Annotated in this window: 23 protein-coding genes; 15 read left to right on the top strand and 8 right to left on the bottom strand. The window is 72.7% G+C overall.

The genetic code is table 11. From position 1 onward, the window contains the following. Positions 1-670 precede the first annotated feature (670 nt). Both ACQUSR_RS15240 and lysA read left to right on the top strand, forming a co-directional pair. Positions 671-1159 carry an SAV_915 family protein gene (locus ACQUSR_RS15240; protein ID WP_431043107.1) on the top strand — a complete coding sequence of 163 codons (489 nt, stop codon included), beginning with the start codon at positions 671-673 and terminating at the stop codon, positions 1157-1159. Beyond that, the gene (gene lysA / locus ACQUSR_RS15235; RefSeq protein WP_431043106.1) at positions 1156-2601 is read left to right on the top strand and encodes a diaminopimelate decarboxylase; all 1446 of its coding nucleotides are present in this window, start codon (positions 1156-1158) and stop codon (positions 2599-2601) included. The genes ACQUSR_RS15240 and lysA overlap by 4 nt, the downstream gene beginning before the upstream one ends. A 75-nt stretch (positions 2602-2676) precedes the next feature. Here the strand turns inward: lysA and ACQUSR_RS15230 are convergent, their stop codons facing one another. Then, positions 2677-3672, bottom strand: coding sequence for a hypothetical protein (locus ACQUSR_RS15230; RefSeq protein WP_431043105.1), 996 nt, complete (start codon positions 3670-3672; stop codon positions 2677-2679). A gap of 159 nt (positions 3673-3831) precedes the next feature. On the opposite strand from ACQUSR_RS15230, the gene ACQUSR_RS15225 reads away from it, so the two are divergent. The 4 genes from ACQUSR_RS15225 to ACQUSR_RS15210 all read left to right on the top strand — a co-directional run bounded on the left by ACQUSR_RS15225 (position 3832) and on the right by ACQUSR_RS15210 (position 9061). Beyond that, positions 3832-6108 (top strand): heavy metal translocating P-type ATPase, encoded by a 2277-nt coding sequence (locus ACQUSR_RS15225; RefSeq protein ID WP_431043104.1) that lies wholly within the window; start codon positions 3832-3834, stop codon positions 6106-6108. Between the two features lie 50 nt (positions 6109-6158). Further along, positions 6159-6665 (top strand): DUF6153 family protein, encoded by a 507-nt coding sequence (locus ACQUSR_RS15220; protein WP_431043103.1) that lies wholly within the window; start codon positions 6159-6161, stop codon positions 6663-6665. 135 nt (positions 6666-6800) lie between these two features. Further along, on the top strand, positions 6801-7451 hold the full coding sequence (locus ACQUSR_RS15215) for a DUF305 domain-containing protein (protein ID WP_431043102.1): 651 nt from the start codon (positions 6801-6803) through the stop codon (positions 7449-7451). Between the two features lie 191 nt (positions 7452-7642). Beyond that, positions 7643-9061 carry a dihydrolipoyl dehydrogenase family protein gene (locus tag ACQUSR_RS15210; RefSeq protein WP_431043101.1) on the top strand — a complete coding sequence of 473 codons (1419 nt, stop codon included), beginning with the start codon at positions 7643-7645 and terminating at the stop codon, positions 9059-9061. 10 nt (positions 9062-9071) lie between these two features. Here ACQUSR_RS15210 and ACQUSR_RS15205 read toward each other — a convergent pair whose 3' ends face one another. Next, positions 9072-9779, bottom strand: coding sequence for an NADPH-dependent F420 reductase (locus ACQUSR_RS15205; RefSeq protein WP_431043100.1), 708 nt, complete (start codon positions 9777-9779; stop codon positions 9072-9074). Between the two features lie 211 nt (positions 9780-9990). On the opposite strand from ACQUSR_RS15205, the gene ACQUSR_RS15200 reads away from it, so the two are divergent. After that, positions 9991-10590, top strand: coding sequence for a TetR/AcrR family transcriptional regulator (locus tag ACQUSR_RS15200; RefSeq protein ID WP_431043099.1), 600 nt, complete (start codon positions 9991-9993; stop codon positions 10588-10590). 18 nt (positions 10591-10608) lie between these two features. Here the strand turns inward: ACQUSR_RS15200 and ACQUSR_RS15195 are convergent, their stop codons facing one another. Then, a complete protein-coding gene (locus tag ACQUSR_RS15195) occupies positions 10609-11997 on the bottom strand; it encodes a PLP-dependent aminotransferase family protein (RefSeq protein WP_431043098.1) in 1389 nt (462 codons plus the stop codon). A gap of 92 nt (positions 11998-12089) precedes the next feature. On the opposite strand from ACQUSR_RS15195, the gene ACQUSR_RS15190 reads away from it, so the two are divergent. Next, positions 12090-12542 carry a carboxymuconolactone decarboxylase family protein gene (locus tag ACQUSR_RS15190; RefSeq protein ID WP_431043097.1) on the top strand — a complete coding sequence of 151 codons (453 nt, stop codon included), beginning with the start codon at positions 12090-12092 and terminating at the stop codon, positions 12540-12542. A 20-nt stretch (positions 12543-12562) separates the two neighbouring features. Here the strand turns inward: ACQUSR_RS15190 and ACQUSR_RS15185 are convergent, their stop codons facing one another. Further along, positions 12563-13114, bottom strand: a complete 552-nt coding sequence (locus tag ACQUSR_RS15185) for a PadR family transcriptional regulator (protein WP_431043096.1) — start codon at positions 13112-13114, stop codon at positions 12563-12565. 93 nt (positions 13115-13207) lie between these two features. On the opposite strand from ACQUSR_RS15185, the gene ACQUSR_RS15180 reads away from it, so the two are divergent. Beyond that, positions 13208-13762 carry a hypothetical protein gene (locus ACQUSR_RS15180; RefSeq protein WP_431043095.1) on the top strand — a complete coding sequence of 185 codons (555 nt, stop codon included), beginning with the start codon at positions 13208-13210 and terminating at the stop codon, positions 13760-13762. Positions 13763-13908: 146 nt separating this feature from the next. Then, entirely contained in the window at positions 13909-15948 is a 2040-nt protein-coding gene (locus ACQUSR_RS15175; protein WP_431043094.1) for a M6 family metalloprotease domain-containing protein, read from the top strand. Positions 15949-15964: 16 nt separating this feature from the next. Here ACQUSR_RS15175 and ACQUSR_RS15170 read toward each other — a convergent pair whose 3' ends face one another. Further along, positions 15965-16960 carry a DUF5937 family protein gene (locus ACQUSR_RS15170; RefSeq protein WP_431043093.1) on the bottom strand — a complete coding sequence of 332 codons (996 nt, stop codon included), beginning with the start codon at positions 16958-16960 and terminating at the stop codon, positions 15965-15967. 110 nt (positions 16961-17070) lie between these two features. Here ACQUSR_RS15170 and ACQUSR_RS15165 point away from each other — a divergent pair, with 110 nt between their 5' ends. Next, complete coding sequence (locus ACQUSR_RS15165) at positions 17071-18264, top strand: MFS transporter (RefSeq protein ID WP_431043092.1); 1194 nt, start codon at positions 17071-17073, stop codon at positions 18262-18264. Between the two features lie 503 nt (positions 18265-18767). On the opposite strand, the gene ACQUSR_RS15160 is transcribed toward ACQUSR_RS15165, so the two are convergent. Both ACQUSR_RS15160 and ACQUSR_RS15155 read right to left on the bottom strand, forming a co-directional pair. Then, positions 18768-19217, bottom strand: coding sequence for a DUF523 domain-containing protein (locus tag ACQUSR_RS15160; RefSeq protein ID WP_431043091.1), 450 nt, complete (start codon positions 19215-19217; stop codon positions 18768-18770). Positions 19218-19540: 323 nt separating this feature from the next. Beyond that, on the bottom strand, positions 19541-20365 hold the full coding sequence (locus tag ACQUSR_RS15155; protein WP_431043090.1) for an alpha/beta fold hydrolase: 825 nt from the start codon (positions 20363-20365) through the stop codon (positions 19541-19543). 378 nt (positions 20366-20743) lie between these two features. Between ACQUSR_RS15155 and ACQUSR_RS15150 the strand changes: the two genes are divergently transcribed. Further along, positions 20744-21670, top strand: coding sequence for an NADP-dependent oxidoreductase (locus tag ACQUSR_RS15150; protein ID WP_431043089.1), 927 nt, complete (start codon positions 20744-20746; stop codon positions 21668-21670). 72 nt (positions 21671-21742) lie between these two features. Next, complete coding sequence (locus ACQUSR_RS15145; RefSeq protein ID WP_431043088.1) at positions 21743-22864, top strand: cupin domain-containing protein; 1122 nt, start codon at positions 21743-21745, stop codon at positions 22862-22864. Between the two features lie 237 nt (positions 22865-23101). Here ACQUSR_RS15145 and ACQUSR_RS15140 read toward each other — a convergent pair whose 3' ends face one another. Next, on the bottom strand, positions 23102-23731 hold the full coding sequence (locus ACQUSR_RS15140; RefSeq protein ID WP_431047606.1) for a TetR/AcrR family transcriptional regulator: 630 nt from the start codon (positions 23729-23731) through the stop codon (positions 23102-23104). A gap of 113 nt (positions 23732-23844) precedes the next feature. Here ACQUSR_RS15140 and ACQUSR_RS15135 point away from each other — a divergent pair, with 113 nt between their 5' ends. Together ACQUSR_RS15135 and ACQUSR_RS15130 are read left to right on the top strand one after the other, a co-directional pair. Then, on the top strand, positions 23845-24429 hold the full coding sequence (locus ACQUSR_RS15135; RefSeq protein WP_431043087.1) for a dihydrofolate reductase family protein: 585 nt from the start codon (positions 23845-23847) through the stop codon (positions 24427-24429). Positions 24430-24459: 30 nt separating this feature from the next. Next, the gene (locus tag ACQUSR_RS15130; protein ID WP_431047604.1) at positions 24460-25299 is read left to right on the top strand and encodes a VOC family protein; all 840 of its coding nucleotides are present in this window, start codon (positions 24460-24462) and stop codon (positions 25297-25299) included. Positions 25300-25342: the final 43 nt, after the last annotated feature.

The following is a 25342-nucleotide window of genomic DNA, read 5'->3' as shown; positions in this document are numbered from 1 at the left end:
TCCTGGAAACGGGCACGGCGGAGCGGCCCCCGGCCACGGGGGAGTCCGAGCGTGCGAAACGGTGCGGAAGCCGTCCCCGCGGGTCAGCGGAGCGGCGGCCGAGTACGGGCGGTCCGGTACGCGATACGGCTATCCGGTACGGGGACGCGGGTATCCGGTACGGGGACGGCGGGCGCGCGGTGCGCGTATCAGAACCAGTACGGGTACGGGTACCAGCAGCACTAGGAGTGCGCGTACTGGAACCAGTGCGCGTGCGAGTGCGCGTACAGACGCGAGTACGGGTTCGAGGAGCGTGTCCGCGGCGCGTCAGCGCGCCGGCGGCCGAACAGCGCGCTTCGCCGGCGGCACCGTATGAGGTGGCCGGTCGTGATGGCGCGGACCGCTGTTCATGACGTCCATCCAAGGCGGAGGGCATCCGGGACTTCAAGGGCGCCGGGCCGTCCTTGACGACGCCCTGATGCCGCACCCGGACGCGATGGTTCCCGTGTCCGTCAACGGCGCGTCAATGTCGTGTCAACGGTGGACGGTACGCCGTCAGCGTCGTGTCATGAGGGGTCGGACGCCAGGGGGGCTCGGGCGTAGCCTCACCGGCAGGCTCCGGTCCTCCTCCCCGGACCGGGCCCATTACTTTCCGAGGATCCCGAGGAAAGGGTCCTCAAGGAGGATTCCCATGGCAGAAATGCTCTACGGAGACGATCCGGAGCCTTCTGATCGTTTCCCGGCCGGACCGCTGTACGTGCCTGTCCGGTCGGGACCCGCGGGGTGTGCGGCCCGCCTGTTCCGCACACCACTCGGCGGTCGTACGGCCGTCGGCTTCACCACCGAGCGGCGGCTGATCGCCGTTCTCGGCCCCGAACAGGCCTGGATCCGGCTGGCGGAATGCGCGCTTCGGGCGCTGGCCGAGCCGCTGGGGGTCGGCGCGGTCACGGTGGATCCGCAGTTCGCCGCGCCCGCCGCCTCGCCCTCGCCCGCCCCCTCTCCCACGATCGCCTCCTCTCCCGCGCCCGCCCGTCCCGCGATCGCCGCTTCTCCCTCGCCCGCCGCCTCGTCCCCGCCACCGGGGGCCGAACGCCCCTGGCACGGCTGGGATCCGCGCGGCGCGGAGCCGCCGGCACCGGTCCTCAGCGCCCCGGCGGGGCTGCGGGGGGCGGGACGATGACCACACCGCTTGTTCCCGGCCCCGCCTCGGCTCGTCCGGTGAGCGCAACAGGCGCAACAGGCGCAACGGGCGTAACAGAGGCAACAGGCGTGTTGGGCGCCGACGGCGCCTCCGGCCCCGTCCCCCGCGGACACGCCACCGCCGACCTGGCCGTCTGGCCCGCCACGACCGCCCGGCTGCCGCACGGCGACCTGGCCGTGGGCGGCGTGTCGCTCGTCGAACTGGCCGACCGCTTCGGTACGCCCACGTATCTGCTGGACGAGGACGAGGTGCGGACCCGCTGCCGTACCTACCGCCACGCCTTCCCGGAGGCCGAGGCCGAAGTCCTCTACGCGGCCAAGGCGTTCCTGTGCCGCGCCATGGCGCACTGGGTGGGCGAGGAGGGCCTGGGCCTCGACGTGTGCTCCGCCGGGGAGCTGGAGCTCGCCGTCACGACGGGGTTCCCGCCCGACCGGATCGTGCTGCACGGCAACGCCAAGAGCCGCCACGACCTGGAGACCGCGCTGCGGCTGGGCGTCGGGCGCATCGTGCTCGACAGCTCGTCGGAGATCGCCCGGCTGGCGGCCGCGGTGCCCCAGGGCAGCCGCCAGAAGGTCATGGTCCGGGTGGTGCCGGGGATCACCGCCGGCGGCCACGCCAAGATCCGGACCGGTGCGGAGGGGCAGAAGTTCGGGTTGTCGATCACCGATGGCTCGGCGCAGCACGCCGTGACCCGGATCCTGGACCAGCCGCGGCTGGAACTGACCGGTCTGCACTGCCACCTGGGCTCGCAGATCACCTCGGCCAAGCCCTATCTGTCGGCGGTCCGCCGCATGGTCGGCCTCATGGCCAGGATCCACGAGCAGCACGGTGTCACGCTCCCCGAACTGGACCTCGGCGGTGGACACGGCGTCGCCTACCGGCCCGGCGAGCCGTCCCTGGACATCACCGCGCTGGCCCGGCGGCTGCGCGCCGCGCTGGTCGAGAGCTGCGCGGCGGCGGGGCTGGCCGTGCCCCGGCTTCTCATCGAACCGGGCAGGGCCGTCGCGGGCCCGGCCGGGGTCGTGCTGTACCGGGTCCTCGCGGTCAAACGGTCAGGCGGGCACACGTTCGTCGCCGTGGACGGCGGGATGAGCGACAACCCGCGGCCCGCGCTGTACGGGGTCCGGTACGCGCCCGCGCTGATCGGGCGGCACTCGACGGCGCCTCCCGTCACGGCGGACGTGGTCGGCCGGCACTGCGAGGCGGGCGACGTGCTCGCCACCGGCGTCCCGCTGCCGGGCGACGTGCGCCCCGGTGACCTGCTGGCCGTACCCGTCGCGGGCGCCTACCACCTGGCCATGGCCTCCGGCTACAACCTGGTCGGCCGCCCGCCCGTGGTCGCCGTCGCGCAGGGCCGGGCGCGGCTGCTGGTGCGGCGCGAGTCCCTGGACGACATCCGCAGCCGCGACGTCGGCCTGTGAACAGCCGCGACGTCGGTCTGTAGACAGCCGCGGCGTCGGCCCGTTAGCGCGTCCGGGGCCCCGGAGCGGCCGCGCCTAGGCGGTCGTCGCCGGAAGGGTGAAGGCCGCCGTACGGACCTTTCCGTCGTGCTTGAAGTCGAGGAAGAGGCGGTACGTGCCGGCGCTCGGCGCGGTGGCGGTGAACGAGATGTCGGGGCCCGGCCCGGTGGCGGCGTCGCCGGGCGCGCCGCCGGGGTGGACGTGGAGATAGGCGAGGTCGCCGGAGCGCAGGGCGACCAGGTGGCCGTAAGCCTCCAGGTAGGGCTGGAGATCGGTGACGGGGCGGCCGTCCCGGGCGACCGTGAGCGTGAGCTCGCGGGCCTCGCCCGGGGTGAGGCCGCCCCGCAACGTGACGGTGTAGCCGTCCACGGTGGCGGTGCGCGCGGTCGCGGACACGTCGGCCGGTTCGTACGCGCCTGAGGCGGCCAGATCGGCGCCGAGGGTGAGGTTCCGTCCGTCTCCGGCGGCCGGGGCGAAGTCGGCGAGCACGCGGTAGTCGCCCGCCTTGGGCAGGTCCACCGTGGTGCGCCAGGTGCCGTCGCCGGAGCGGGTGGGATGCAGGTGCCGGAAGGTGCCCAGGTCGCGCGCCGCCAGGATCAGGTGGAGCTCCTTGCCGTGGCTCTCGCGGTAGGCGGTGACCGGGCGGCCGTCGCGGTCGCGGACGGTGAAGCGGAGTTCGGCGCGCCGGTCGGCCTCGACGCGCGGGGTGCGCAGGTCGAGGGTGTATCCGGACTCCGAGATCTGCAGCCCGCCCGCCGGGTGGTCTGCCCGGCCCTCCCCACCTGTCCGGTCCGGGTGGCCTTGATCGGCCGCGTGGCCGCCGTGGTCGCCGCGGTCCCCGTGATCCCCGTGGCCGCCGCGGTCTCCACGACTCTCCTGGTCCCCCTGGTCCCCCTGATCCCCGTGGTCCCTGTGGTGTTCCGTGCGCTCGGCCGCAGATATGCGGTCGACCGAGCCGCCCACCGCGTAGGCGGTACCGAAGGTCGCGGCAAGTGCGGTGGCGAACGCGCCGACCTTGAGCCCCGTGTTCATGGCGATTCCCTTTCTCTGCCCGTCTCCCGCCCAAGATACCCCCGGGGGGTATCAAGTCAAGTGGTTCACCGGCTTGCGTCTAATACCGGGTGGGGGTATACCTGACATCGCAATACCCCCGTAGGGTATGTAGTCGAGGAGAGAGTCCGAGGAGCGGTGATGACAGCCACGGTGACCGGCACGGCCGAGGTGGAACTGGCCATCGGCGGGATGACCTGCGCCTCGTGCGCCGCCCGCGTCGAGAAGAAGCTCAACCGCATGGACGGGGTCGAGGCCACCGTCAACTACGCGACCGAGAAGGCGAAGGTCACCTACCGCCGCGACATCGGCGTGGCCGATCTGATCGCCACGGTCGAGGCCACGGGCTACACCGCGACTCCTCCCGCCCCTGCCCACGCCCCCGCCCGTACGCGGGCCGCGGGCCCGGACGGCTCCGCGGTGGAGGAGGCCGACGCGGCGGACGAGCTGCGGCCGCTGCGGCAGCGGCTGGTCACCGCCGTCGTCCTCGCCGTTCCCGTGATCGTCCTGGCCATGGTGCCGGCCTGGCAGTTCGAGTACTGGCAGTGGCTGTCCCTGACGCTCGCCGCGCCGGTGGTGACGTACGCGGCGTGGCCGTTCCATCGCGCAGCCCTCACCAACGCCCGGCACGGCGCGGCCACCATGGACACGTTGATCTCGGTGGGCACCGGCGCCGCGTTCCTGTGGTCGCTGTGGGCGCTGTTCCTCGGCACCGCCGGCACCCCCGGCATGACCCACGGCTTCGAGCTGACCATCGCCCGCACCGACGGCGCCGGCAACATCTACCTGGAGGCGGCCGCCGGGGTGACCGCGTTCATCCTCGCCGGGCGGTACTTCGAGGCCCGCTCCAAGCGCAAGGCGGGCGCGGCCCTCAAGGCGCTGCTGGAGTTGGGCGCCAAGGAGGTCTCCGTCTTGCGCGACGGGCGCGAGGAGCTGATCCGTACCGAGGAACTCGCCGTCGGCGACCGGTTCGTGGTCCGGCCGGGCGAGAAGATCGCCACCGACGGGGTGATCGTCGAGGGCGGCTCGGCGGTCGACGCCTCGATGCTGACCGGCGAGTCGGTGCCGGTGGAGGTGGCGGTCGGGGACGCGGTCACCGGCGCCACGCTCAACGCGGGCGGACGGCTGGTGGTGGAGGCCACCCGGGTCGGCGCCGACACCCAGCTGGCCCGGATGGCCAAGCTCGTGACGGACGCCCAGAACGGCAAGGCCGCCGCCCAGCGCCTCGCCGACCGGATCTCCGCCGTCTTCGTCCCCGTGGTCATCGCGCTGGCCCTGGGCACCCTGGGCTTCTGGCTCGGCAACGGCGCGGGGCTGACCGCCGCGTTCACCGCCGCCGTGGCCGTACTGATCATCGCCTGCCCCTGCGCCCTGGGCCTGGCCACCCCGACCGCCCTGATGGTCGGCACCGGGCGCGGCGCGCAGCTGGGCATCCTGATCAAGGGCCCGGAGGTGCTGGAGACCACGCGCAGGGTCGACACGATCGTGCTGGACAAGACCGGCACCGTCACCACCGGCAAGATGACCCTGCTGAAGGTCCACACCGCGGACGGGCAGGACGAGGCGGAGGTGCTGCGGCTGGCGGGTGCGCTGGAGCACGCCTCCGAGCATCCGATAGCTCGGGCGGTCGCCGCCGGGGCCGAGCAGCGGGTGGGCGCCCTGCCCACGCCTGAGGACTTCGCGGGCGTCCCCGGCCTCGGTGTCCAGGGCGTCGTCGACGGCCACGCCGTGCTGGTGGGGCGGGAGGCCCTGCTCGACGAGTGGGCCATGGAGCTGCCCCCGGAGCTGGCGGGAGCCAAGTTGGAGGCCGAGGCCGCGGGACGCACGGCCATCGCGGTGGCCTGGGACGGCCGGGCCCGCGCCGTACTGGAGGTCGCCGACGCGGTCAAGGACACCAGCGCGGAGGCGGTCCGGCGGCTGCGCGCGCTGGGCCTGACCCCCATCCTCCTCACCGGCGACAACACCGCCGTCGCCCGGGCGGTCGCCCGCGAGGTCGGCATCGACGAGGTGATCGCCGAGGTCATGCCGGAGGACAAGGTCGACGTCGTCAAGCGGCTCCAGGCCGAGGGGCGGAGCGTGGCCATGGTCGGCGACGGCGTCAACGACGCCGCCGCGCTCGCCCAGGCCGACCTCGGTCTGGCCATGGGCACGGGCACCGACGCGGCCATCGAAGCGGGTGACCTGACCCTCGTCCGCGGCGACCTGCGCACCGCCGCCGACGCCATCCGGCTCTCCCGCCGCACCCTGGGCACCATCAAGGTGAACCTCTTCTGGGCCTTCGCCTACAACGTCGCCGCCCTGCCGCTGGCCGCGAGCGGTCTGCTCAACCCGATGATCGCCGGAGCGGCCATGGCCTTCTCCTCCGTCTTCGTCGTCGGCAACAGCCTCCGCCTGCGCCGTTTCCAGGCCGTCGGCTGACGGGGAGCACGGGCGAACGTGCGCGATACGGGGACCGTAGGATGCCGGGCATGAGACGTCAGCGGTGGCCTGAGGCCCGGCCCGGATGGGCGCGGGCCTGGTTCCTGACGCTGACGCTCGCGGTACTGGCCGGTCTGGCGGCGATGCACGGACTGGGCTCGACGCCACCGGCGGCCGCGACCACCTCGCCGTCGGCGACCACGGTGACGGCGGCGGGCGCGGTCGTACGGGCCCATGCCGGCGCCGCGTCGGAGCACGCCATGCCCGCTCCCGCTCCCGCCGCCGTACGACAGGCCGTACGACAGGCCGAGGACTGCGCGCACGCGGACGCCACGCGAGTGGACGACCACGGCCAGGGCCACGGTGGCGGGCACACGGAGCACGCCGACCCCACATGCGCGGCCGGCGGTACCGGCACCGGGCCGGTGCTGCCCGCGCTGCCGCCCTCCCCGGTCCCGGCCGTGGCCGACGGGGCCCCGGTCGAGCGGGACGCCGTGACGGCGGTGGGCGGCCGCGCTCCTCCGTCGCTGAGCGAACTGCAACTCCTGCGCATTTAGAGGCACCCGCGGTGCCCGGCCCTTCCTCCGCAGCGGGGATCGCCGGACGCCGCTCCGGCATGCCCATCAGCGCGTACACGCGCATCAGCGAGCGCGTACGCGCATCACGCGTACGAACACCAGGAGTTGCCCACCATGACCACTTCACGCATGACCAACCGCTCCCTGGCCCGCCGGGCGGCCGCCGCCGTCGCCGTGGCCGCCGCGGCCGCGGTGCTCGCCGCCTGCGGCGGAAGCGACGACAAGGGCTCGGGCGGCCACTCCGGCCATGGCAAGGACGCCACTCCCTCCGCGACGGCGTCGCAGAGCACCGGCAAGACCCACAACGCCGCGGACGTCGCCTTCGCGCAGGGGATGATCCCGCACCACCGGCAGGCGGTCGAGATGGCCGACCTGGCGGCCGACCGCGCCTCCTCGCAGAAGGTCAAGGACCTCGCCGTCAAGATCAAGAAGGCGCAGGACCCGGAGATCAGGACGATGTCCGGCTGGCTCACCTCGTGGGGCGAGCAGACGCCCGCCGAGGGGGCGAGCTCGCACCACGCCGGTCATGACATGCCCGGAATGATGGGCGAGGAGGACATGGCCCGGCTGGAGAAGGCGTCGGGCAAGGCGTTCGACACCGCGTTCCTGGAGCTGATGATCGAGCACCACCAGGGCGCGGTGCAGATGGCCGGTACGGAGCGGAGCAAGGGCTCCCACCGGGCGGCCAAGGACATGGCCGAGGACATCGTGTCCTCGCAGAGCGCGGAGATCACCCAGATGAAGACGCTGCTCGGCAAGGACTGACCCGCGTCCCCCGGGCGGCGCCGCCACGCAGGCGGCGCCGCCCGGCGGCACGGCAGGTCGGCGGCACCGCCGCCCGGCTGCCCGCAGTGCACGAAGGGGAGGACACGAAGGGGAGCAGGGGCGGGACATTCTTCTTCTTTCGGGTACAGAGTGATCAATGCCCTGGACACACCCGATGGAGGAGGCCGGCCATGGCACAGGACACCGATGTCGTCGTCATCGGGATGGGCGTGGGGGGTGAGCACGTCGCCGGGCGGTTGGCCGAGTCCGGTCTCGACGTCGTCGGGGTGGAGGCGGAGCTGGTCGGCGGGGAGTGCCCGTACTGGGCCTGCGTCCCGAGCAAGATGATGATCCGCGCCGGGAACCTCCTCGCCGAGGCCCGGCGCATCGCCGGTATGGCCGGGCAGGCCCGTGTCACCTCGGACTTCGCCCCGGTCGCGGCCCGGATCCGCGATGAGGCGACGGACGACTGGAACGACCAGGCGGCCGTGGACCGGTTCACCGGCAAGGGCGGCCGGTTCGTGCGCGGCCGCGGACGGCTGGCCGGGCCCGGCCGGGTCGGCGTCGACGGCCGGATGTTCACCGCCCGGCGCGGCGTCGTGCTCGCCACGGGCAGCCGACCGCAGATCCCGCCCGTACCGGGCCTGGACACGGTGCCGTACTGGACCAACCGCGACGCTGTCTCGGCCAAGGAACCGCCCGGCTCACTGATCGTCCTCGGCGGCGGCGCCGTCGGCCTGGAACTGGCCCAGGCATTCACGCGCTTCGGCACCCGGGTGACCGTCGTGGAGGCGATGGGCCAGCTGCTGCCCGCGGAGGAACCCGAGACCGGCGCCCTGCTCGCGGAGGTGCTGGGCGCGGAAGGCGTCACCGTACGCACCGGGGCGCGGGCCACCGCCGTACGCCATGACGGACACGCCGGTCGCGCCGGGAACACCCAAGGTGCCGGACACGCCGGACACGCCGGAGGCGCCTTCGTTCTCACCCTGGACGGTGGCGACGAGGTCACCGCCGACCGCCTGCTGGTGGCCACCGGGCGGCGGCCCAACCTGGTCGGCCTCGGCCTGGAGACCATCGGTCTCGACCCGGCCGCCCGCGCCCTGCCAGTGGACGGGCAGCTGCGCGCCGCGGAGGGCGTGTGGGGGGTCGGCGACCTCACCGGCCTCGGCGCCTTCACCCATGTGGCGATGTACCAGGCCGAGATCGCCGTACGCGCCATCCTCGGCGCGCCGGGTCCGGGCGCGGACTACCACGCCCTGACGCGGGTCACCTTCACCGACCCGGAGGTCGGCTCCGTCGGACTGACCGAGCGCGCGGCCCGCGAGCACGGGCTCCGGGTCCGGACGGGCACCGCCCGGGTGCCCTCCTCGGCGCGCGGCTGGATCCACAAGGCGGGGAACGAGGGCCTGATCAAACTGGTCGAGGACACCGACCGCGGGGTGCTGGTCGGCGCCACCTCCGCCGGGCCCGCCGGCGGCGAGGTCCTCTACGGGCTCGCTGTGGCGGTGCAGGCCGAGGTGCCCGTCGACCGGCTCCGCCACATGATCTACGCCTACCCCACCTTCCACCGAGGGGTGGAGGACGCGCTCGCCGCCCTGGCCCGCGACTGACGGGCGCCCCTCAGCGGACGATCTTGACGCCGAAGCGGGCGCCGCCCAGGCCGAACTGGATCGCGCTGTGCATGTGGGCGTACATCTCCATGCCCCGGGCGCACACGAGGCCGCCGAGGTCGAGGATGTCGGTCCAGCCGTAGGACTTCAGCAGGTCGGTCGCGACCTGCTTGGCGTCCGCGTCCTCACCGGCGACGAACATGGTGTGGTCGCCGCCGCCGATGGCCTTGGGGGCGACGACGGTCTCCTGCTCCTGGGTGACGAAGGACTTCACGACCTTGGTGTCCGGCAGGGCGCGCTGGATCTGCTCGCCGAGGCTGTCGATGTCGCAGGGGTCGAGCTTCGGCATCACGCCCCAGGGGGTGGGCCACGGGTGCTCGACATCGGGGTTGTAGACGAAGGGAACGGCGTAGTCGATCAGCACCTTCCCCGCCAGTTGGTCGGCGATGGCGGTCAGCGCCCGGACGGCGTTGTGGCCGTCGATGCCGTTGATGATCACGTCGGCGGCGGCCGCGGCCTCCGCGAAGGTGGCGAGCCGGATGCCGGGGTGCTCGGCGAGCCACTGCTTGTAGGGCGGGTTGCCCATCATGTCGGGCTCGGTGCGGGCGAGGGTGGCCTCGGGGTCGCGGGTGCCGACGGTGACGTCGTGGCCGAGCTCGGCGAGCTTGGCGGCGTGCGCGCGGCCACCGCCGCCGGTTCCCAGGACTGCGATCTTCATCTTCGTGGCTCCTCGTGTGGTGCGGGGGCGACGGGTTCAGCCACCCCTCCAGCAATCGATACATTTGTACTGTAGGAGATGAGTCGAATATGCGCAATACGGGCATATGTGTCTTACGGCGTGCGAATCGGGGTCCATGCGCGACGGATCGGAGTGATACATCCGTACTACGATGGTGCGCCCCGACGGAATCCGGAGACTGGAGGCGGCGATGGCCGACAAGGCGGCCCCCAAGCGGCGGCGCGATCCCCAGCGGCGGATCGAGGAGATCGCCGCCGCCACCGAGCGCGTCATCGCCGCGCGCGGCATCGAGGGGCTGACCCACAGGGCCGTCGCCGAGGAGGCGGGGGTGCCGCTGGGGGCGACGACGTACCACTTCGCCACCAAGGACGACCTCATCGAGGCGGCCCTGCGGCGCTCCGTCGACCGGTACGCCGCCTATCTGGACGACTGGGTCGCCCAGCGGCCCGGGCTCACCGCAGAGCAGCTCGTGGTGCTGCTCACCGATGTCCTGATGGGCTGCTTCGGGCCGGACCGCGACGAGCGGACCGTGGAGCTGGAGCTCTTCATGGCCGCGCTGCGCCGCCCCGCGCTGCGGCCGATCGCCGACCGCGACATCGAGCTGACGACCAACGCCCTGCTCGCGTACGTCGACCAGGACACCGCCGCGGCCGCCGCCGCCGCGATGACGGGCCTGACCCTGCGCGGCCTCGCGGGCAGCCGGCCTCCCACCCGTACCGAAGTGGAGGCCGTCCTGCGGCGCGTCCTGACGCCCAACCCCGCCCTGCCGCCCGCCCCCACGCGTGAATGACGGGGCGTCAGGCCGACGTCACGGCAGCGCCAGGCAGAGTGCGTCCAGCGCGGCCGCGTAGGCGTGGTCGGGCGGGGTGCCGTAGCCGATGACGAGGCCGTCGCGCGGCGGCATGGCGGCGGCCGGGTGCCGGTAGTCGGAGAGCCCGTCGACGGCGAGGTCCAGGCGGCGCGCCGAGCGCAGGGCCGCCGGCTCGGTGCCCGGCGGGAGTTCCAGTACGGCGTGCAGTCCGGCGGCGATGCCGCTGACCCCGATGTGCGGGGCCCGCTCGGCGAGCGTGGCGACGAGCTGGTCCCGGCGGCGCCGGTAGACCTGGCGCATGCGGCGCAGCTGGCGGTCGTACGCGCCGGAGGCGATGAAGTCGGCCAGCGTCAGCTGTTCCAAGGCGCTCGACCGCAGTTCGCGGGCGCCTTTGGCAGCGAGGACGGCGTCGACGAGCCACTCGGGTACGACCATCCACCCCAGGCGCAGGGCGGGGGAGAGGCTCTTGCTGGCCGATCCGAGATAGACCACCCGGTCGGGTTCGAGGCCCTGGACCGCGCCGATCGGCTGCCGGTCGTAGCGGAACTCGCCGTCGTAGTCGTCCTCCAGCAGCAGGCCGCCGCCGGCGCGGGCCCAGTCGACGACCGCCGCCCGGCGCTCGGGGTGCAGGGGCCCGCCGGTCGGGTACTGGTGGGCGGGCGTCAGCAGCACGGAGTCGGCGCCGGTGGCGGGCAGTTCGCCGATCCGCGCGCCGCCGGAGTCGACCGTGAGGGGGACGGTGTCCAGGCCGGCCCTGGTGAGCAGGTCGCGGTGGAAGCCCAGGCCGTACGACTCGACCGCGACCGTGCCGCGCAGGCACCCGCCGAGCAGGCGCAGGGCGTGGGCGAACCCGGCGCAGACGATGATCTGGTCCGCGGTGGCGCGTACGCCGCGCGCCCGTGCGAGGTACTCCGCCAGCGCGGCGCGCAGCTCGCGGCGGCCACGGGGGTCGCCGACCCCGAACGCCTCGCTCGGCGCGGCGCTCAGCGCGCGCCGCGCGGACGTGAGCCACGCCGCCCGGGGAAACGCGGACGCGTCGGGGGAGCTGGGCATCAGGTCGTGGACCACGCGGCGCGGGGCCGGGGGCTTGCGGCGTACCGGTCTCGGGGCGAGGGGCAGGGCGCGCCGGGCGACGTACGTACCCGATCCCTGACGGGCGGTGAGCCAGCCCTCGGCGACGAGTTCCGCGTAGGCCTCGCCGACCGTGTTGCGGGCGATGCCCAGATCGGCGGCGAAGGACCGGTACGGGGGGAGGCGGGTGCCGGGAGCCAGCCGACCGGAGGAGACGGCGTCCCGCAGGGCGCGCATCAGCTGCTCCCTGCGGCTCCCGGCGCCGTCCAGCACCAGGTGCAGATCGGCGCCCGCTCCCACCTCTGCCGGCTCCATGGCCCGCCTCCCCGACGTCCGCTGAATTGCCCCATTGAATCACTGAAGAAATGCACCCTGTCCAGGGCTCATTCGGCACGTAGGTTCATGACATGACAGCGATTCAGATTCCCCAGCGCATGGACTTCACCAAGGTCGCCCCCAAGGTCTTCAAGGCGGTCCTGGCCCTCGACGCGGCAGCCCGCGAGGGGCTCGATCCGGTGCTGCTCGAACTCGTGCAGATCCGCGCGTCCCAGATCAACCGGTGCGCGTACTGCATCGACTACCACACGGGTGACGCCCGCAAGGCGGGCGAGACCGAGGAGCGGATGCATCAGCTCAGCGCCTGGGAGGAGTCCAGCCTCTACACCGCGAAGGAGCGTGCCGCGCTGGCTCTCACCGAGGCGGTCACCCGGCTGCCCGAGGGCGTACCGGACCACGTCTACGACGAGGCGGCCCGGCACTTCGAGGAGTCGGAGCTCGCCCACCTCATCGCGCTGATCTTCACGGTCAACACCTGGAACCGGATGAACGTGACCACGCGCAAGACCCCCGGCACGATGTAACGCCGCAGCTCTTCGGCGGGTCAGTCCTCTTCGGGGGCCGCGATCTCTTCCTGGGAGGCCGCGATCTGCTCCGCCGCCCAGGTCGCCCACTCGCGCTGCATGGTCATGAAGCGCAGGCCCCATTCGAGCGTGATGCGGCCGTAGACGGTCAGGCCGGTCCCCTCGCCCCACGGCACCTTGTCGTTGATCGCGCGCAGCTCGTTGTAGAACCCGTCGAAGCGGGTGGCGAGCGCCTGGAGGTGGTCGAGGGCCTGCTGGTCCCGGACCGTCCCGAGGAGGAAGACCCGGAGCAGCATGTCGCTGCGCCGCACGGTCACCGGTTCGGTCTCCAGCAGCCAGTGCCGCAGCTCCTGACGGCCCGCGTCGGTCACGGCGTACTCCTTGCGGCCGCGCGGGCCCTCGGCCGACACCGACAGCAGGCCGGCGTCGGCGAGGCGCGCCAGTTCGCCGTACAGCTGGCTCTGGGTGGCGGGCCACACGTTCGCCAGCGAGGTCTGGAAGGTCTTGAGCAGGTCGTACCCGCTTGCCGGACGCTCGGTGAGCAGTCCCAGTACGGCGTGTCGAAGGCTCATGCCCGCATCCTACCCCTCACATTCCACCTTTGACATGTCGATGAAGGAGGTTCTAGGTTTCACCTGTCACTATTGGAATGTCGGAGGTCGAGCATGTCCCAGGTCCGCGGTTTCCTCCCCTGGATCGCGTTCGTCGTCATCGCCACACGGGTCGACTGGAGGTACGGCGCCGTGACCGGCCTCGTGCTGGCGGGCGCGTTGCTCGCCGCCGACCGCAGGGCCGGCCGAGCCTGGGACGGGATGGTGATCGAGGTGAGCGGCGTGGGGTTCTTCGCCGTCCTGGGAGTCATGGCCTTCGCCGCCCCCGACTCGCCGCTCAAGGACTACGCTCCCGCGATGTCGCTGGCGTGGCTGGCCGCCACCGCGTGGATATCGCTGGCCATACGCAAGCCGTTCACCCTCGGAATCGCCCGCCGCGCGGCACCGCCCGAGGCCTGGGGGCTTCCGCTGTTCTACCGGATCAACGCCGTCATCACCGCGGTGTGGGCCGCCGCCTTCACCCTCAACGCCGCGGCGCTCGCCGTCCTGCTGCACCAGGCCCCGCACGCGACGGCCGCCGTCATCGCCGTCAAGGTCGCGGGCTTCGTCCTCCCGGCGCTGTTCACCGCCCGCTACCCGGCCATCGCCCGCGCCCGCGCCGGAGTCTGAGCCGCGATGTGGCGCGCGGCCCCCAAGTCTCCGTGGAACGACGGCACTCTGGTGTCCTGACTCCCCTCCCCTTACCTTGACGGCATCGAACGACTTGCCATGTCCTCGTCCGATGAAGTCCGATGACTTCAGACAAGAGGTGAGTCTTGTTCCTCCGCCGCACACGCCTCGTCGCCTTGCTCCTCGGCCTCCTGGCCGCCGTCACCGCGGGACCGGCCGGGGCGATACCCGACGCCGCGTCCCGGGCCCCCGGCTCGCGACCGCCCCTCGTCCAGCCGATCGACCCGCAGCAGTGGCGCAACCCCGATGACATGACATGGGCCGAGTACCGCTCGGTCCCCGGCACCGACTGGGCCGACCCCGACGTCAAGCCCACGAAGCGCACGTTCAAGGGCGCCCTGGTGCTCCTGGACTACCCCGACGAGGAGTTCTCCGTCAGCAAGCCGGCCGGCTCCGCCCGGTTCGGCAATCCGCTGCCGAGCGCCGCCGGCATCCCCCGCGAGCGACTGCCCGGGTTCTACCGGGACTTCCTCAACAAGCCCGGTCCGCTCAACCACGGCCACACCATCAACGAGTACTGGATGGAGGACTCCGGCGGCCGCGTCGGTGTCGAGCTGACCGCCTTCGGCGTGTACCGCATGCCGTGGAAGTCGTACCAGTACGGCGTCGAGCCCGGCATGAACCCCGCCGCCTGCCCGCGCGGGGACAGCTGCGGCAAGGACATCCGCGCCGACGGCAAGCGCGCCTGGACCGCCGACGTGGGGCCCGACAGGCCCGCCGACTTCGACTTCGTCTTCTACCTGACCGCCGGAGTGGACGAGTCCTCCGCCTGGCAGGAGTTCGGCCAGATGAGGTTCGCGTCGCCGCAGGACGTGCCCGCCGCCTGGGGACCGCCGTCCCCCACCCCGGACGGCGGCAACGCCGCCCGTACCCGCTACGTGCCATGGACGTCCTGGCAGGCGGCCGCCCGCATCTGGCCCAACGCCGCGAACGGCTCGTCCACCCAGGCGGAGAGCTCCGGCATGGCCACCTTCGCGCATGAACTCAGCCACATCCTGGGCATCGGGGACAACTACAACAACCCGTACGGCACCCCTGTGAGCCGCGCCTACACCGGCATCTGGGGCATGCTCTCCCGAGGCTCGTTCAACGGCCCCGGAGGGCCGCACACCCGCTGGCGGATACCGGCCACCGGCGGCGGCTCGATGGGCGCCCAGCACGTTCTGCGGGACAAGATCAAACTCGGCATCGTCGACGAGAAGAACGTCCTGCGCCTCGACCGCGACGCCCTGAAGGACTCCGGCCTCGTCGTCGCCCGCGTCACCGCGCGCTCCGCGCCACCGGGCGAGAAGGGGCTCAGCGGCGTCAACATCACCATGGGCCGCGACCTGTCCCCGACCTGCGACCGCGAGACCGACCCCCTGTGCGACGGCGGCGGCTACGACAACTACACCGTCGAGGTCGTCGACCGCATGGGCATGGACTCGTTCACCCCGGACAGCGGAGTGCTGCTCAGCAAGACCAAGAACGCGGACCGGGCCCCGTTCGCCTGGGTGATCGACGCGCACCCCGAGGACATCGACCTGGTGGACTTCACGCGCCCCGACGGCACCGAGCAGAAGATCACCATCGGCGACTACCGGCAGCTCAGCGACGCGCTCTTCCACGCCGGGGCCGACTCCGGCAGCTCCTACGAGTACGTCGACGAGGCCAACCGCCTGCACTTCTACGTCCTCGACGTGCGCCGGGACGCGTCGGGAGTGCTCTCGTACGACGTCGGTGTGAAGTCCCTGGACGGCACGGACCCGCAGGACCGCGGGCTCGCCCTCGGCCCCGGCACGCCGCACGGCAGGCCCGCCGACGGCCGCGCCCTGTGCACCTTCGACCTCGCCAACACCGCCGATCCCACCCCGGCCTCCGGAGGGGGTCACGCCGAGGACGTCAGCCCGTATCTCTCCTCCGACGTCTACCGGCTCTCCGCCACCACCTCAGGACGCGGCTGGTCCGCCTGGCTCCCCAACCGCCTCGCCACCGCCCCGTCCGGCGCCTCGGTCCCCGTCGACGTCGCCGTGACCGCGAAGGCGTCCGCCGCTCCCAAGGGCAGGGTCACCCTGACCGCGCGCTCGGAGAGCGACCCGGCCAAGACGGCGAAGGCCACCTGCTCGCTCACGAAGTCGGGCAGGTGAGGCAGGCCGAGTACGGTCAGCTTCCGGCGGGGGCCAGCAGGGCGTCCGCCACGGATGTGCGCGCGTAGAGGACCGAACGGCCCGTGCGGTGGGCGGTGACCAGGCCCGCCTTCCGCAGGGCTGTGAGGTGTTGGGAGACCCCGGCGGCGGACAGGCCGGAGTGCCGGGCGAGTTGGGTGGTGGAGGCCGGCGTGTCGAGTTCGGTCAGGAGCAGGGTGCGGGAGCGGCCCAGGACGGCGGCGACCGCGTCGGCGGAGGCCGTGGCCCGCGGCTCCCACAGGGTGCCGATACCGCGTGCCGGATAGGCGAGTTGCGGCGGCTCCGGCGGCACCGAGCGGGTGAGCACCCGCGGCCAGGCGAACGCCGAGGGCACCAACAGCAGTCCCGAGCCCGCCTCGGCGCGGGTCAGCGCGCAGTGGCGGCGGACGAGGCGCAGGCTGCCGTCGTCCCACCGCACGGACTCGTGCAGTTCGTCGAGGACCTGCGCGACGCCGTGTTCGGCCACCTGCCGCGCCCGGTGGAACACGTCGGCTTCGAGGAGTCGCCGGATCCGGGCCCAGTAGGGCGCCAGCGCCAGCTCCCAGAAGGTCTCGATCTCGGTGGCGACCTTCTCCAGCGCGGCTTCGGGAGCTTCGTACAGCAGCCTGACCCGCGGAGACCGGACGGGGCCGCGCCCGGCGCCCAGCGTGTCGAGGTCGGCCCGCACCCGCTCGGGCGGAGTCCGGCGGATCGCCTCCAGCTCGGCCGCGAGTGCGGGAAACGGGGTGGCGGGCGTCGGGTTGAGGAAGTCCGCCAGATAGCCGGCGGCGGGGATCAGCGCCGCCAGCCAGCCGCGGTCGAGCCCCGCCTCCACCAGCCGGGGCCGTACCTGCGCGGCCCATCGCCGGTGCGGCGGCGGCTCGGTCCCGGCCCGGTGCAGCAGCCGGAAGCTGGTGACGACCTCCCACATCGGGGAGACCGCGAAGCGCGTCTGCGCCAGGTCGGTGGTGGAGAAACTGAGTTTGGATTCCATCTGCCCCTAGCCATCCGGTTCCGTGCTGTATTCACCCTTTACCGGCCCACTGGATTCGGTCTGAGCTTAATCAATGGTGTGCGATGGGGCCCCGGCCGCAGTCTCCTCGCATGCTCTCCACCTTTCGCGGACTCCCGCCCACCGTCTGGACCCTCTTCGCCGGCACGATCGTCAACCGGCTCGGTTACCTGGTCACACCGTTCCTGGTCTTCTTCCTGGCCGCGCGCGGCGTCACCGGCACCCAGACCTCGTACGTCCTCGGCGCCTTGGGCGCGGGCAACCTGATCGGCCCGGCGGTCGGCGGGCTGCTCGCCGATCGGATCGGCCGCCGCCCGACGATGCTGCTGGGACTCGTCGGCGCGTCGGCGGCACAGGGTGCGCTGTTCCTGGCGCCGGGCGTGGTGTCGATGGCCGCCGCGGCGCTCCTGATCAGCGCGGCGGGCGCGATGGTCGGCCCCGCCGCGTACGCGCTGATGGCCGACTCCGTGGACGCGGAACGCAGACAGCGGGCGTACGCCCTGTTCGGTTGGGGCGTCAACATCGGCACGGCCGCGGCAGGCGTGCTCGGCGGCTTCCTCGCCGCGCATGGCTACTGGCTGCTCTTCGCGGTCGACGCCGGGACCATGCTGGTCTACGCCGCCGTCGTCGCCACCCGGGTGAGCGAGACGCGGACCGTGGCGAAGAACCCGGCGCAGGCGCACGACGGCACCGGCTACGGGGTCGTCCTCCGCGACCGTCTGCTGCTGGCGCTGCTGCCGCTGTTCGGGATCCAGCTCTTCGTCTACTCGCTGACAGAGGTCGCCCTGCCGCTGGCCATCCACGACAGTTCGCTCTCCCCGGCCGTCTACGGGGCGATGGCGGCGGTCAACGCGATCCTGGTGGTCGTCGTCCAGCCGTTCGCCACGGCCTGGCTCGCCCGGCTGCCCCAGCTTCCGGTCCAGGCGGCGGGCAGCGCGCTGATCGCCGTCGGCGTGGCGCTGACCGGCGTCGCGGACAGCGTCGCGGGCTACGCGCTGTCGGTGGTCGTCTGGTCCCTGGGCGAGGCGTGCGTGGCCGGGATCGCCTCCGCGATCGTCGCCAACCTCGCCCCGGCCCACGCCCGCGGCCGCTACCAGGGAGCCTTCCAGTGGACCTGGGGTGTCGCCAGGTTCACGGCCCTCACCCTGGGCGTGACCCTCTACACGGGTCTCGGCGCGGCGGTCCTGTGGTGGACCGCTCTTCTCGCCGGCCTCCTCTGCTCGGCCGTGACGCTCGCCCTCGGGGGACGCGTCAGCCGCCGCACGGCCCATGCACTCGCCGCCTGAGGGCAGGCGCCGCGGCGGCAGGCGGTGCCCGTCCGCCGGCCCGATCCCGGGCAGTACCGCACCGGGTTCCCCGCGAGGCCGACCGCGTGGACTCATCGCCAAGAACTGTGGACGCTGTGCCAACGACTTCCGGCGGTGTCTCCGGCAAGCTGGGTGACGGCTGCCGCCGAGCCGTGAGTTCACTGCGGAGAGCAGGCACGACGGGCGGAGCGGCAAGTACGGGGGATGACGGGGGATCACGGGGGCAACGGGGACAACGGGGGCAACGGGGGATCACGGGGGACAACGGGGGAACCACATCACCATCGCCGTATGGCGGAACGGAAGGGCTCTGGCGCGCGCCAGAGCCCCTCCGTGGTTCCGGGACCGCGCTGGCCGCCGCCCTGGACGACGCCACGTGCGACCTGTCGGCGTGGTTACGCCGCGCCGTGGCCACCCCGCGAGGTGGCCGATACCGTGGCCGACGCGTGGCCGATGCCGGTTGATCGCCGAGACGGGCGACGTCACACTCCGGGCGCGGGCCGCACGGCGATCCCGTTCCGCTCGAGCAGCGCGGCGGTCACCCCGTCTCCCGGCACCAGCTCCCCGGCGAACGACCCGTCGTACACCGAACCCCGTCCGCACGACGGACTGCGCGGCATCAACAGCGCCTCCGTGCAGCCTCCGTGCCGCGCCGCCGCGAGTGCGCGCCGTGCTCCGTCCACGAACTCCGCCGTCACGTCCCGCCCGGTGTCCTCGACGACCCGCGCCGTCCCGTCGAGCACGTCGTGCCCGTCGCCGCCCACCAGCTCCGCGGGCCGCCGCGGCGTCGCGAGCCCGCCCGCGACCTCTGGGCAGAAGGCGACGACGTCGCGACCGGCCACCGCCTCCTCGATCTCCGACGACGCCGTGTCGCGCCCGTCGAACCGGCAGGGCACCCCGCGCAGACACGCGCTGACCAGGATTGCTTCCATGCCGCCCAGGCTAGCCACAGCGGTCTGCCGGTCCGGTCGGCCAGGGGTCCCAGGAGGAGGTGCCGTGGATGGTGTCGACGGACTGTACGGCGCATCCCATGCGGTCGACGGCGGACAGGACCGCCCGGCGGGCCCGTTCACCGCTTCGGCTGGCGGCGGCACCCGTTCGATGATGCGGGCGAGCGGACCGTGTGCGTCGATCACGAGCACACCCTGGAGCCGATCACGAGCACACCTTGGAACCGAACCGGCGTGCGCGACCTGTGCGGCTGCGCGCACCCGGTGACTGATGCCCCTCTGCCCGGTCAGCGGTCCCGTGGTGCCTACGAAGTCCGGCTGGTCCCCTCGAAGAAGCCGGTGACGCGCTCGGCGTAGGCGTCCGGGTGGCTCACGTGGGGGATGTGCCCGGCTCCCTCGAAGGTGTGCGTCCGCACCTGGGGCAGCGCTCCGGTGAGGCGGGCGGCGATGACGGCGAACCACGGCGGGCTCTCCGTGCCCGTCGTCAGCAGGGCGGGCGCGGTGTAGCCGGACAGGCGGCCCAGGTCGAGGTCCGCCCACCCCGGGTCGGACTGCTCGTCCAGGAAGGTGGGCGCGTTGGCGACGAACGTCTCGCGGAGCTGTTCCGGCAGCTGGTCCCATTCACCGGGCCCCAGGGCGACCTCCTCCACGAACTGACGCGCTCCCGCGAGGGTCTCGCCCGCCCGCAGGTGGGCGAGGACGGATGCGATCTTGTCCCGGGTGGCCGCCATCACCGGCAGCAGCTCGGGGTCGTCGGCCACGACGCCCAGGAGCGGGGGCTCGTGCGCGACGAGGCCCCGGAAGAGTTCGGGGCGCCGGGCCGCCAGGCCGAGCGCGGTCGAGGCGCCGAAGGAGTTGCCCGCGACGTAGGCCGGCGCGAACCCCAGGGTCTCCATCAGGACGGCCAGGTCTTCCTCGTCCTCGAACCGGGATCCCCGCCCCGGCGGGCGCTCGCTCTGGCTGTGCCCCCGCCGGTCGTAGACGAGCACCCGGAATCTCAGCGCGAGGGCGCGCAGGACCGGGGCCCAGTTGCCGTGATCGCCCCAGGAGCCGTGCACCAGGACCAGCGGATCGCCGTCCCCGCCCACCTCGTAGAAGAGTTCGACGCCGTTCACTCCGACCCGTGGCATGCCCGGTCTCCTTACCGACAGGCGGCGGCCGCTACGGGGCCATTGAGTCACCGCACGCTCCGCCCGAACAACCGCGGCGGGCCGAACATCACGCGTCCGGCCGACCAGCGCCCCCGGAGCGGATCAAGCCGCCGCAGGTTGGAGGAGCAGCTGGGAGGAGCCGGAGGACGCAGCCGGGAAGACGCCGGAGGTCCCGGACCGCCGAAGCTGTCCGGCCGCCGCCCGCTTGGCGCGGATGGCCAAGATGCCCGATCAGGAAGACGCTGGGACATCTTTCGAAGACAGAAGGATATTCATCGGATCGTTCGATCTTCCTAGAGTCGAAGACATCAGGAACCGGCCGAACGAGGGTCCGGCGAAACGAGAGGCAGTCCTCCCATGCGCGCAGTCATCCAGAAGTCCTTCGGCGGCCCCGAGGTCCTCGAGACCGTCGAGACCGAGCGCCCCACCCCGCTCGGCGGCGAAGTCCTCGTCCGCGTCCACGCGAGCGGGGTCAACCCGGTCGATGTGGCCGTCCGTTCGGGTGCGTACCCGCTCCTCGGCGAGCCGCCGTTCGGCGTCGGCTGGGACATCTCCGGCGTCGTCGAGGAGGCCGGTCCGGGTGCCCGGTTCAAGCCGGGCGACGAGGTCTACGGCATGCCGTTCTTCCCCCGAGCCGCCACCGGGTACGCCGACTACGTCGCCGTCCCCTCGCGGCAGGTGGCCCGCAAGCCCGCCACGCTCGACCACGTGCACGCCGCCGCCGTTCCGCTCGCCGCCCTCACCGCCTGGCAGGGCCTGGTCGACGCGGCCCAAGTGACCGAAGGCCAGCGGGTGCTGATCCACCGCGCGGCCGGGGGCGTCGGCCACTTCGCCGTCCAGATCGCGAAGGCCCGCGGCGCCCACGTCATCGCCCTGGCGAGCGAGCCCAAGCACGACTTCGTGCGCGGCCTGGGCGCCGACGAGGTCATCGACTACCGGACCACCGACTACACGGAGGCGGTGCGCGACGTCGACGCCGTCTTCGACTCCTCCTCCGAGGGCACACGGGCCCTGGACGTACTGCGGCCCGGCGGCACCCTCGTCAGCATCATGGAGCACTGGAACCAGGAACTGGCCGCCCGGATCGAGGCCGCCGGCCGGCGCTTCGCAGGCGTCTCGGTCGAGCCCGACTACGCGTCGCTGGAGGCCATCGCCGCACTCGTCGACGCGGGCCGCATCCGCCCGCACGTCGCCGAGACGTTCCCCCTCACCGACGCCGCCAAGGCCCATGAGCTGGTGGCGTCCGGCAGGGTCCAGGGCAAGGTCGTCCTCACCGTCGCCTGAGCGACCTCCTAAGGTGGAGGCCGGACGAGGGCAGACGTTGGACGCGGGCAGCGGGGGAGGAGGGGGAAGGCGTTGGACATCCTGACCGAGGCACTGAGTTCCATGCGGACCGGGCATCCCACGTCCGTACGCACCGAGGGCCGCGCCCCCTGGGGCCTGCGCCTCCCCCCGGTCGCCGGCGCCGGCTTCCACGTGGTGCTGTACGGAACGTGCTGGCTGGTCCCGCTGGAGAACGCCTCTGGCGGGAGTGCCACTGGCGGGAGTGCCACTGGCGGGAACGCCACGGGCGGGAAGGCCACCGGCGGGAACGCCACTGGCGGCAATGCCTCCGGCGGGAACGCCACGGGCGGGAATGCCACGGGCGGCAATGCCTCCCGCGCGAACGTCACCGGCGCGAACGCCTCCGGAGCGGAGCCGATCGCCCTGAGCCCCGGCGACGTGGTCTTCCTGCGGGACGGCCGTGGCCACATCCTCGCCGACCACCCCTCCACGCCGGCCGAGGTGGAGCGGCCCGACCAGTACCGGCCGAGTTCACCGATCGGTACGGTCACGCTCGGCGGCGACGGTCCCCGTACCAGCCTGCTGTGCGGCAACTACCACTTGGACCAGGGCCGTCCGCACCCGCTCGTCCGCCAGCTCCCCGAGATCATCCACCTGCCCACCAGGCACGGCCGGCACCCCGAGCTGAGCGCGGCGGTCCAACTCCTCGGTGCGGAGCTGGAGAACCCCAGACTCGGATCGACCGGCATCGTCCCCGCGCTGATCGACTCGCTGCTCCTCTACATCCTGCGCGCCTGGCTCGACGACCAGCCTCCCGCGGCCGCCGCGGGCTGGGCCGCCGCGCTCGGCGACTCCGCCGTCGCCCCGGCCCTGACCGCCATGCACGAGGCTCCCTCGGCGCAGTGGACAGTCGAGTCGCTGGCCGACCGGGCGGGGCTGTCCCGCGCGGCCTTCGCCCGCCGCTTCACCACGCTCGTCGGCGAACCGCCCATGGCGTATCTGACCCGCTGGCGCCTGACGACCGCCGCCAAGCTCCTGCGCGAGTCCGAGGCCCCGCTGACCACGGTCGCCGCGCGGACCGGATACGGCTCCGAGTACGCCTTCGCGAAGGCATTCAAGCGCGAGTACGGCCAGGCCCCCGGTGGCTATCGCCGCGGGGCCCGCACTGCCTCAGGGGCCGGTCAGCACCCCTGAGGGCGACGTGGTGGTCGTTTCGGCCTTGCATTCCCCGCTCGCGGGCCCAGGCGTCGTACAGCGCGGAAATCTGCGCGTGCCCGTCCACGAAGTCCTTCGCGTCCGTTTTGACGGCCGCACGTCAGCGGCGGAGCGGCTCGCTCACCAGGTTCCGGACGCCGCTGTACGGGGCGAACGCGACCAGAACTGCAACCAGGCCGGTCGTTCCCCTCCTGCGATCTCGGGCATGTGGCGAGGTCACGACGTCAGGGCGGTGGGGGCGTTCCCGAGGGCGGCGGCGAGGAGGGTGCGGAGGTGGTCGGCCTCCGGGATGAGCGTGGCCTCGATCTGGTCGTCGGTGCGGCCGGCCAGGGTGAGTTCCTGAATGCGCCGGAACAGCAGGCGGTCCGCCGCGGCGATCAGGGCGGCGCCGGCCCGGGGCGCGATGGCCGGGTCGGGGTCCGGGGCGGCGGCGGTCAGCGCTGCGGCGAGTGCCTCCTCCCGCAGGTCGTGCAGTTCGCGCAGCCGTGCGGTGAGGGTGGGGCTGTCGGCGACCATGCGGGCGAACGCGGGGCCGGTGAAGCCGACGACGGGGCTGTGTTCCAGCAGGGCGGCGCGGAACGTCCGCCCCAGGGCGGTGAGCGGCTCTTCGCCGGGCCCGCGCTCGGCGACGGTCCGGGCCAGGCCCTCGGTGAACGCCTCGTGGTGGTCGAGGGCCAGGTCTTCCTTGCGGGGGAAGTAGTTGGTCACCGTCTTCTTGGACACGCGGGCCGCGGCGGCGATCTCGGCGATGGTGGTCTGCTCGAAGCCCTGCTCGATGAAGAGCCTGGTGGCGCAGTCGGAGATCAGCTGCCTGGTCTCCTGCTTCTTGGACTCGCGGAGCCCCATCTCGGTAGTCATGGAGCAATCTTACCCCCGTCGCAAAATTATGCTTGACGTTCGTTCGGGACTCGATCTAAAGTTACGTCCGTTGCAAAGTTCGCCCTAACGAACGGACTGGGATGCGCAAGCTCACCTACTTCGTCGGCACCACCATCGACGGCTACATCGCCGCCCCTGACGGCGACTTCGACTTCTTCATGCCGCACGTCACCGAGGACTACCTCCCGCACCTGATCGCCGAGTACGCGGAAACCCTCCCGACCCCGGGCCGCGCCGCCCTCGGCATCCCGGACGTGCCCAACACCCGATTCGACACCGTGCTCATGGGCCGCAGCACCTATGCCCCGGGGCTGGCTGCCGGCCTCACCAGCCCGTACGCCCATCTGCGGCAGATCGTCCTCTCCCGCTCGCTCACCACCAGCCCGGACCAGGCCGTCGAGGTCACCGACGAGGACCCGCTCACCCTGGTGCGCAAGCTCAAGCAGGAGGAAGGGCTCGGGATCTGGCTCTGCGGCGGTGCCGATCTGGCCGGTCAACTCCTGCCCGAGATCGACGAGCTGATCGTCAAGCAGTACCCGATCGTGGCCGGCACCGGCATCCCGCTCTTCCGAGCCGACTTCTCGCCGCGCACCTTCAAGCTCACCGACAGCCGCGTGTTCGAGGGCGGCAACGTCGTCCTCACCTACGCCGTGGCGTCCGACTAGAGCCGGACTCGCCCAGGACATCAGTACGCGATTCACCGCCCGAACCTGCCACGCCCGTACCTGCCAGGAGTTGCCCTGAACGTCACCGCCTCCACCCTGTCCCTCACCGTCGCCGACGTGGACGCCTCGCGTGTGTTCTTCTGCACCCACCTCGGCTACCAGGTCGCCATGGCCGCCGACGGCTTCGCGTCCCTGACCCGCGGTGATGCCGGCGCCGACATCGTGCTGCTCCGCCGCGGCAGCGAGGTGCTCCCGCCCGAGCAGCGCGACCAGCGGGCCACGGGCCTGATCTTCGCGCTCACCGTCAGCGGCATCGAGGCCGAGGAGCGGCGCCTGCGCGAGGCCGGCGCCCCGATCACCATGCCGCTGCGCGAAGAGCCCTGGGGCGAGCGGCTGTTCCAGCTGACCGACCCGAACGGTATCGTCGTCCAGTTCGTCGAATGGGCCGCGCCAGACGAACCTGCGGCGGACGAGCCCGCGCGGAGTGAGGAGCCCGCCATGCTCGTGATCACCCCCACCGCCGAGAACGTCACCGAGTCCCCGAACGCCCGCATGACCGGTCTGGCCGCCCCCAGCCGGGGCAGCGCGGAACTCAGCACCTGGACCGTCGCGATGGAGGCGGGCCAGACCGGCCCCGAGCACGTCATCAGCCGCGAACAGGTCTGGACGGTGACCGCCGGCGTCCTCGACGTCACCTGCGACGGCCGCACCGAGAAGATCTCGGCCGGCCAGACCTTCGTACTCCCGCCGGACGTGCTCCGCCAGGTCCACGCCCCGCAGGCGGCCGAGGCCCACGTCGCCATGCGTGCGGACGGTGTGGCCTCCGTGCCCGGCACCGAAGGCACCCGCGTCCTGCCCTGGGCCCAGTGACGGCCCGCCGCAGGACCGACCCGACCCCACGCAGGACCGACCC

The organism is Streptomyces sp. P1-3, from assembly GCF_050613155.1.
Taxonomy (GTDB): domain Bacteria; phylum Actinomycetota; class Actinomycetes; order Streptomycetales; family Streptomycetaceae; genus Streptomyces.
Note: the sequence above shows the minus strand (reverse complement) of the source record. Positions and strands in the feature narration are given on the sequence as shown.

Coding starts and splice junctions, on each gene's coding strand:
- ACQUSR_RS15240 (WP_431043107.1), top strand. CDS start 671: ATGGCAGAAATGCTCTACGGAGACGATCCGGAGCCTTCTGATCGTTTC.
- lysA (WP_431043106.1), top strand. CDS start 1,156: ATGACCACACCGCTTGTTCCCGGCCCCGCCTCGGCTCGTCCGGTGAGC.
- ACQUSR_RS15230 (WP_431043105.1), bottom strand. CDS start 3,672: ATGAACACGGGGCTCAAGGTCGGCGCGTTCGCCACCGCACTTGCCGCG.
- ACQUSR_RS15225 (WP_431043104.1), top strand. CDS start 3,832: ATGACAGCCACGGTGACCGGCACGGCCGAGGTGGAACTGGCCATCGGC.
- ACQUSR_RS15220 (WP_431043103.1), top strand. CDS start 6,159: ATGAGACGTCAGCGGTGGCCTGAGGCCCGGCCCGGATGGGCGCGGGCC.
- ACQUSR_RS15215 (WP_431043102.1), top strand. CDS start 6,801: ATGACCACTTCACGCATGACCAACCGCTCCCTGGCCCGCCGGGCGGCC.
- ACQUSR_RS15210 (WP_431043101.1), top strand. CDS start 7,643: ATGGCACAGGACACCGATGTCGTCGTCATCGGGATGGGCGTGGGGGGT.
- ACQUSR_RS15205 (WP_431043100.1), bottom strand. CDS start 9,779: ATGAAGATCGCAGTCCTGGGAACCGGCGGCGGTGGCCGCGCGCACGCC.
- ACQUSR_RS15200 (WP_431043099.1), top strand. CDS start 9,991: ATGGCCGACAAGGCGGCCCCCAAGCGGCGGCGCGATCCCCAGCGGCGG.
- ACQUSR_RS15195 (WP_431043098.1), bottom strand. CDS start 11,997: ATGGAGCCGGCAGAGGTGGGAGCGGGCGCCGATCTGCACCTGGTGCTG.
- ACQUSR_RS15190 (WP_431043097.1), top strand. CDS start 12,090: ATGACAGCGATTCAGATTCCCCAGCGCATGGACTTCACCAAGGTCGCC.
- ACQUSR_RS15185 (WP_431043096.1), bottom strand. CDS start 13,114: ATGAGCCTTCGACACGCCGTACTGGGACTGCTCACCGAGCGTCCGGCA.
- ACQUSR_RS15180 (WP_431043095.1), top strand. CDS start 13,208: ATGTCCCAGGTCCGCGGTTTCCTCCCCTGGATCGCGTTCGTCGTCATC.
- ACQUSR_RS15170 (WP_431043093.1), bottom strand. CDS start 16,960: ATGGAATCCAAACTCAGTTTCTCCACCACCGACCTGGCGCAGACGCGC.
- ACQUSR_RS15165 (WP_431043092.1), top strand. CDS start 17,071: ATGCTCTCCACCTTTCGCGGACTCCCGCCCACCGTCTGGACCCTCTTC.
- ACQUSR_RS15160 (WP_431043091.1), bottom strand. CDS start 19,217: ATGGAAGCAATCCTGGTCAGCGCGTGTCTGCGCGGGGTGCCCTGCCGG.
- ACQUSR_RS15155 (WP_431043090.1), bottom strand. CDS start 20,365: ATGCCACGGGTCGGAGTGAACGGCGTCGAACTCTTCTACGAGGTGGGC.
- ACQUSR_RS15150 (WP_431043089.1), top strand. CDS start 20,744: ATGCGCGCAGTCATCCAGAAGTCCTTCGGCGGCCCCGAGGTCCTCGAG.
- ACQUSR_RS15140 (WP_431047606.1), bottom strand. CDS start 23,731: ATGGGGCTCCGCGAGTCCAAGAAGCAGGAGACCAGGCAGCTGATCTCC.
- ACQUSR_RS15135 (WP_431043087.1), top strand. CDS start 23,845: ATGCGCAAGCTCACCTACTTCGTCGGCACCACCATCGACGGCTACATC.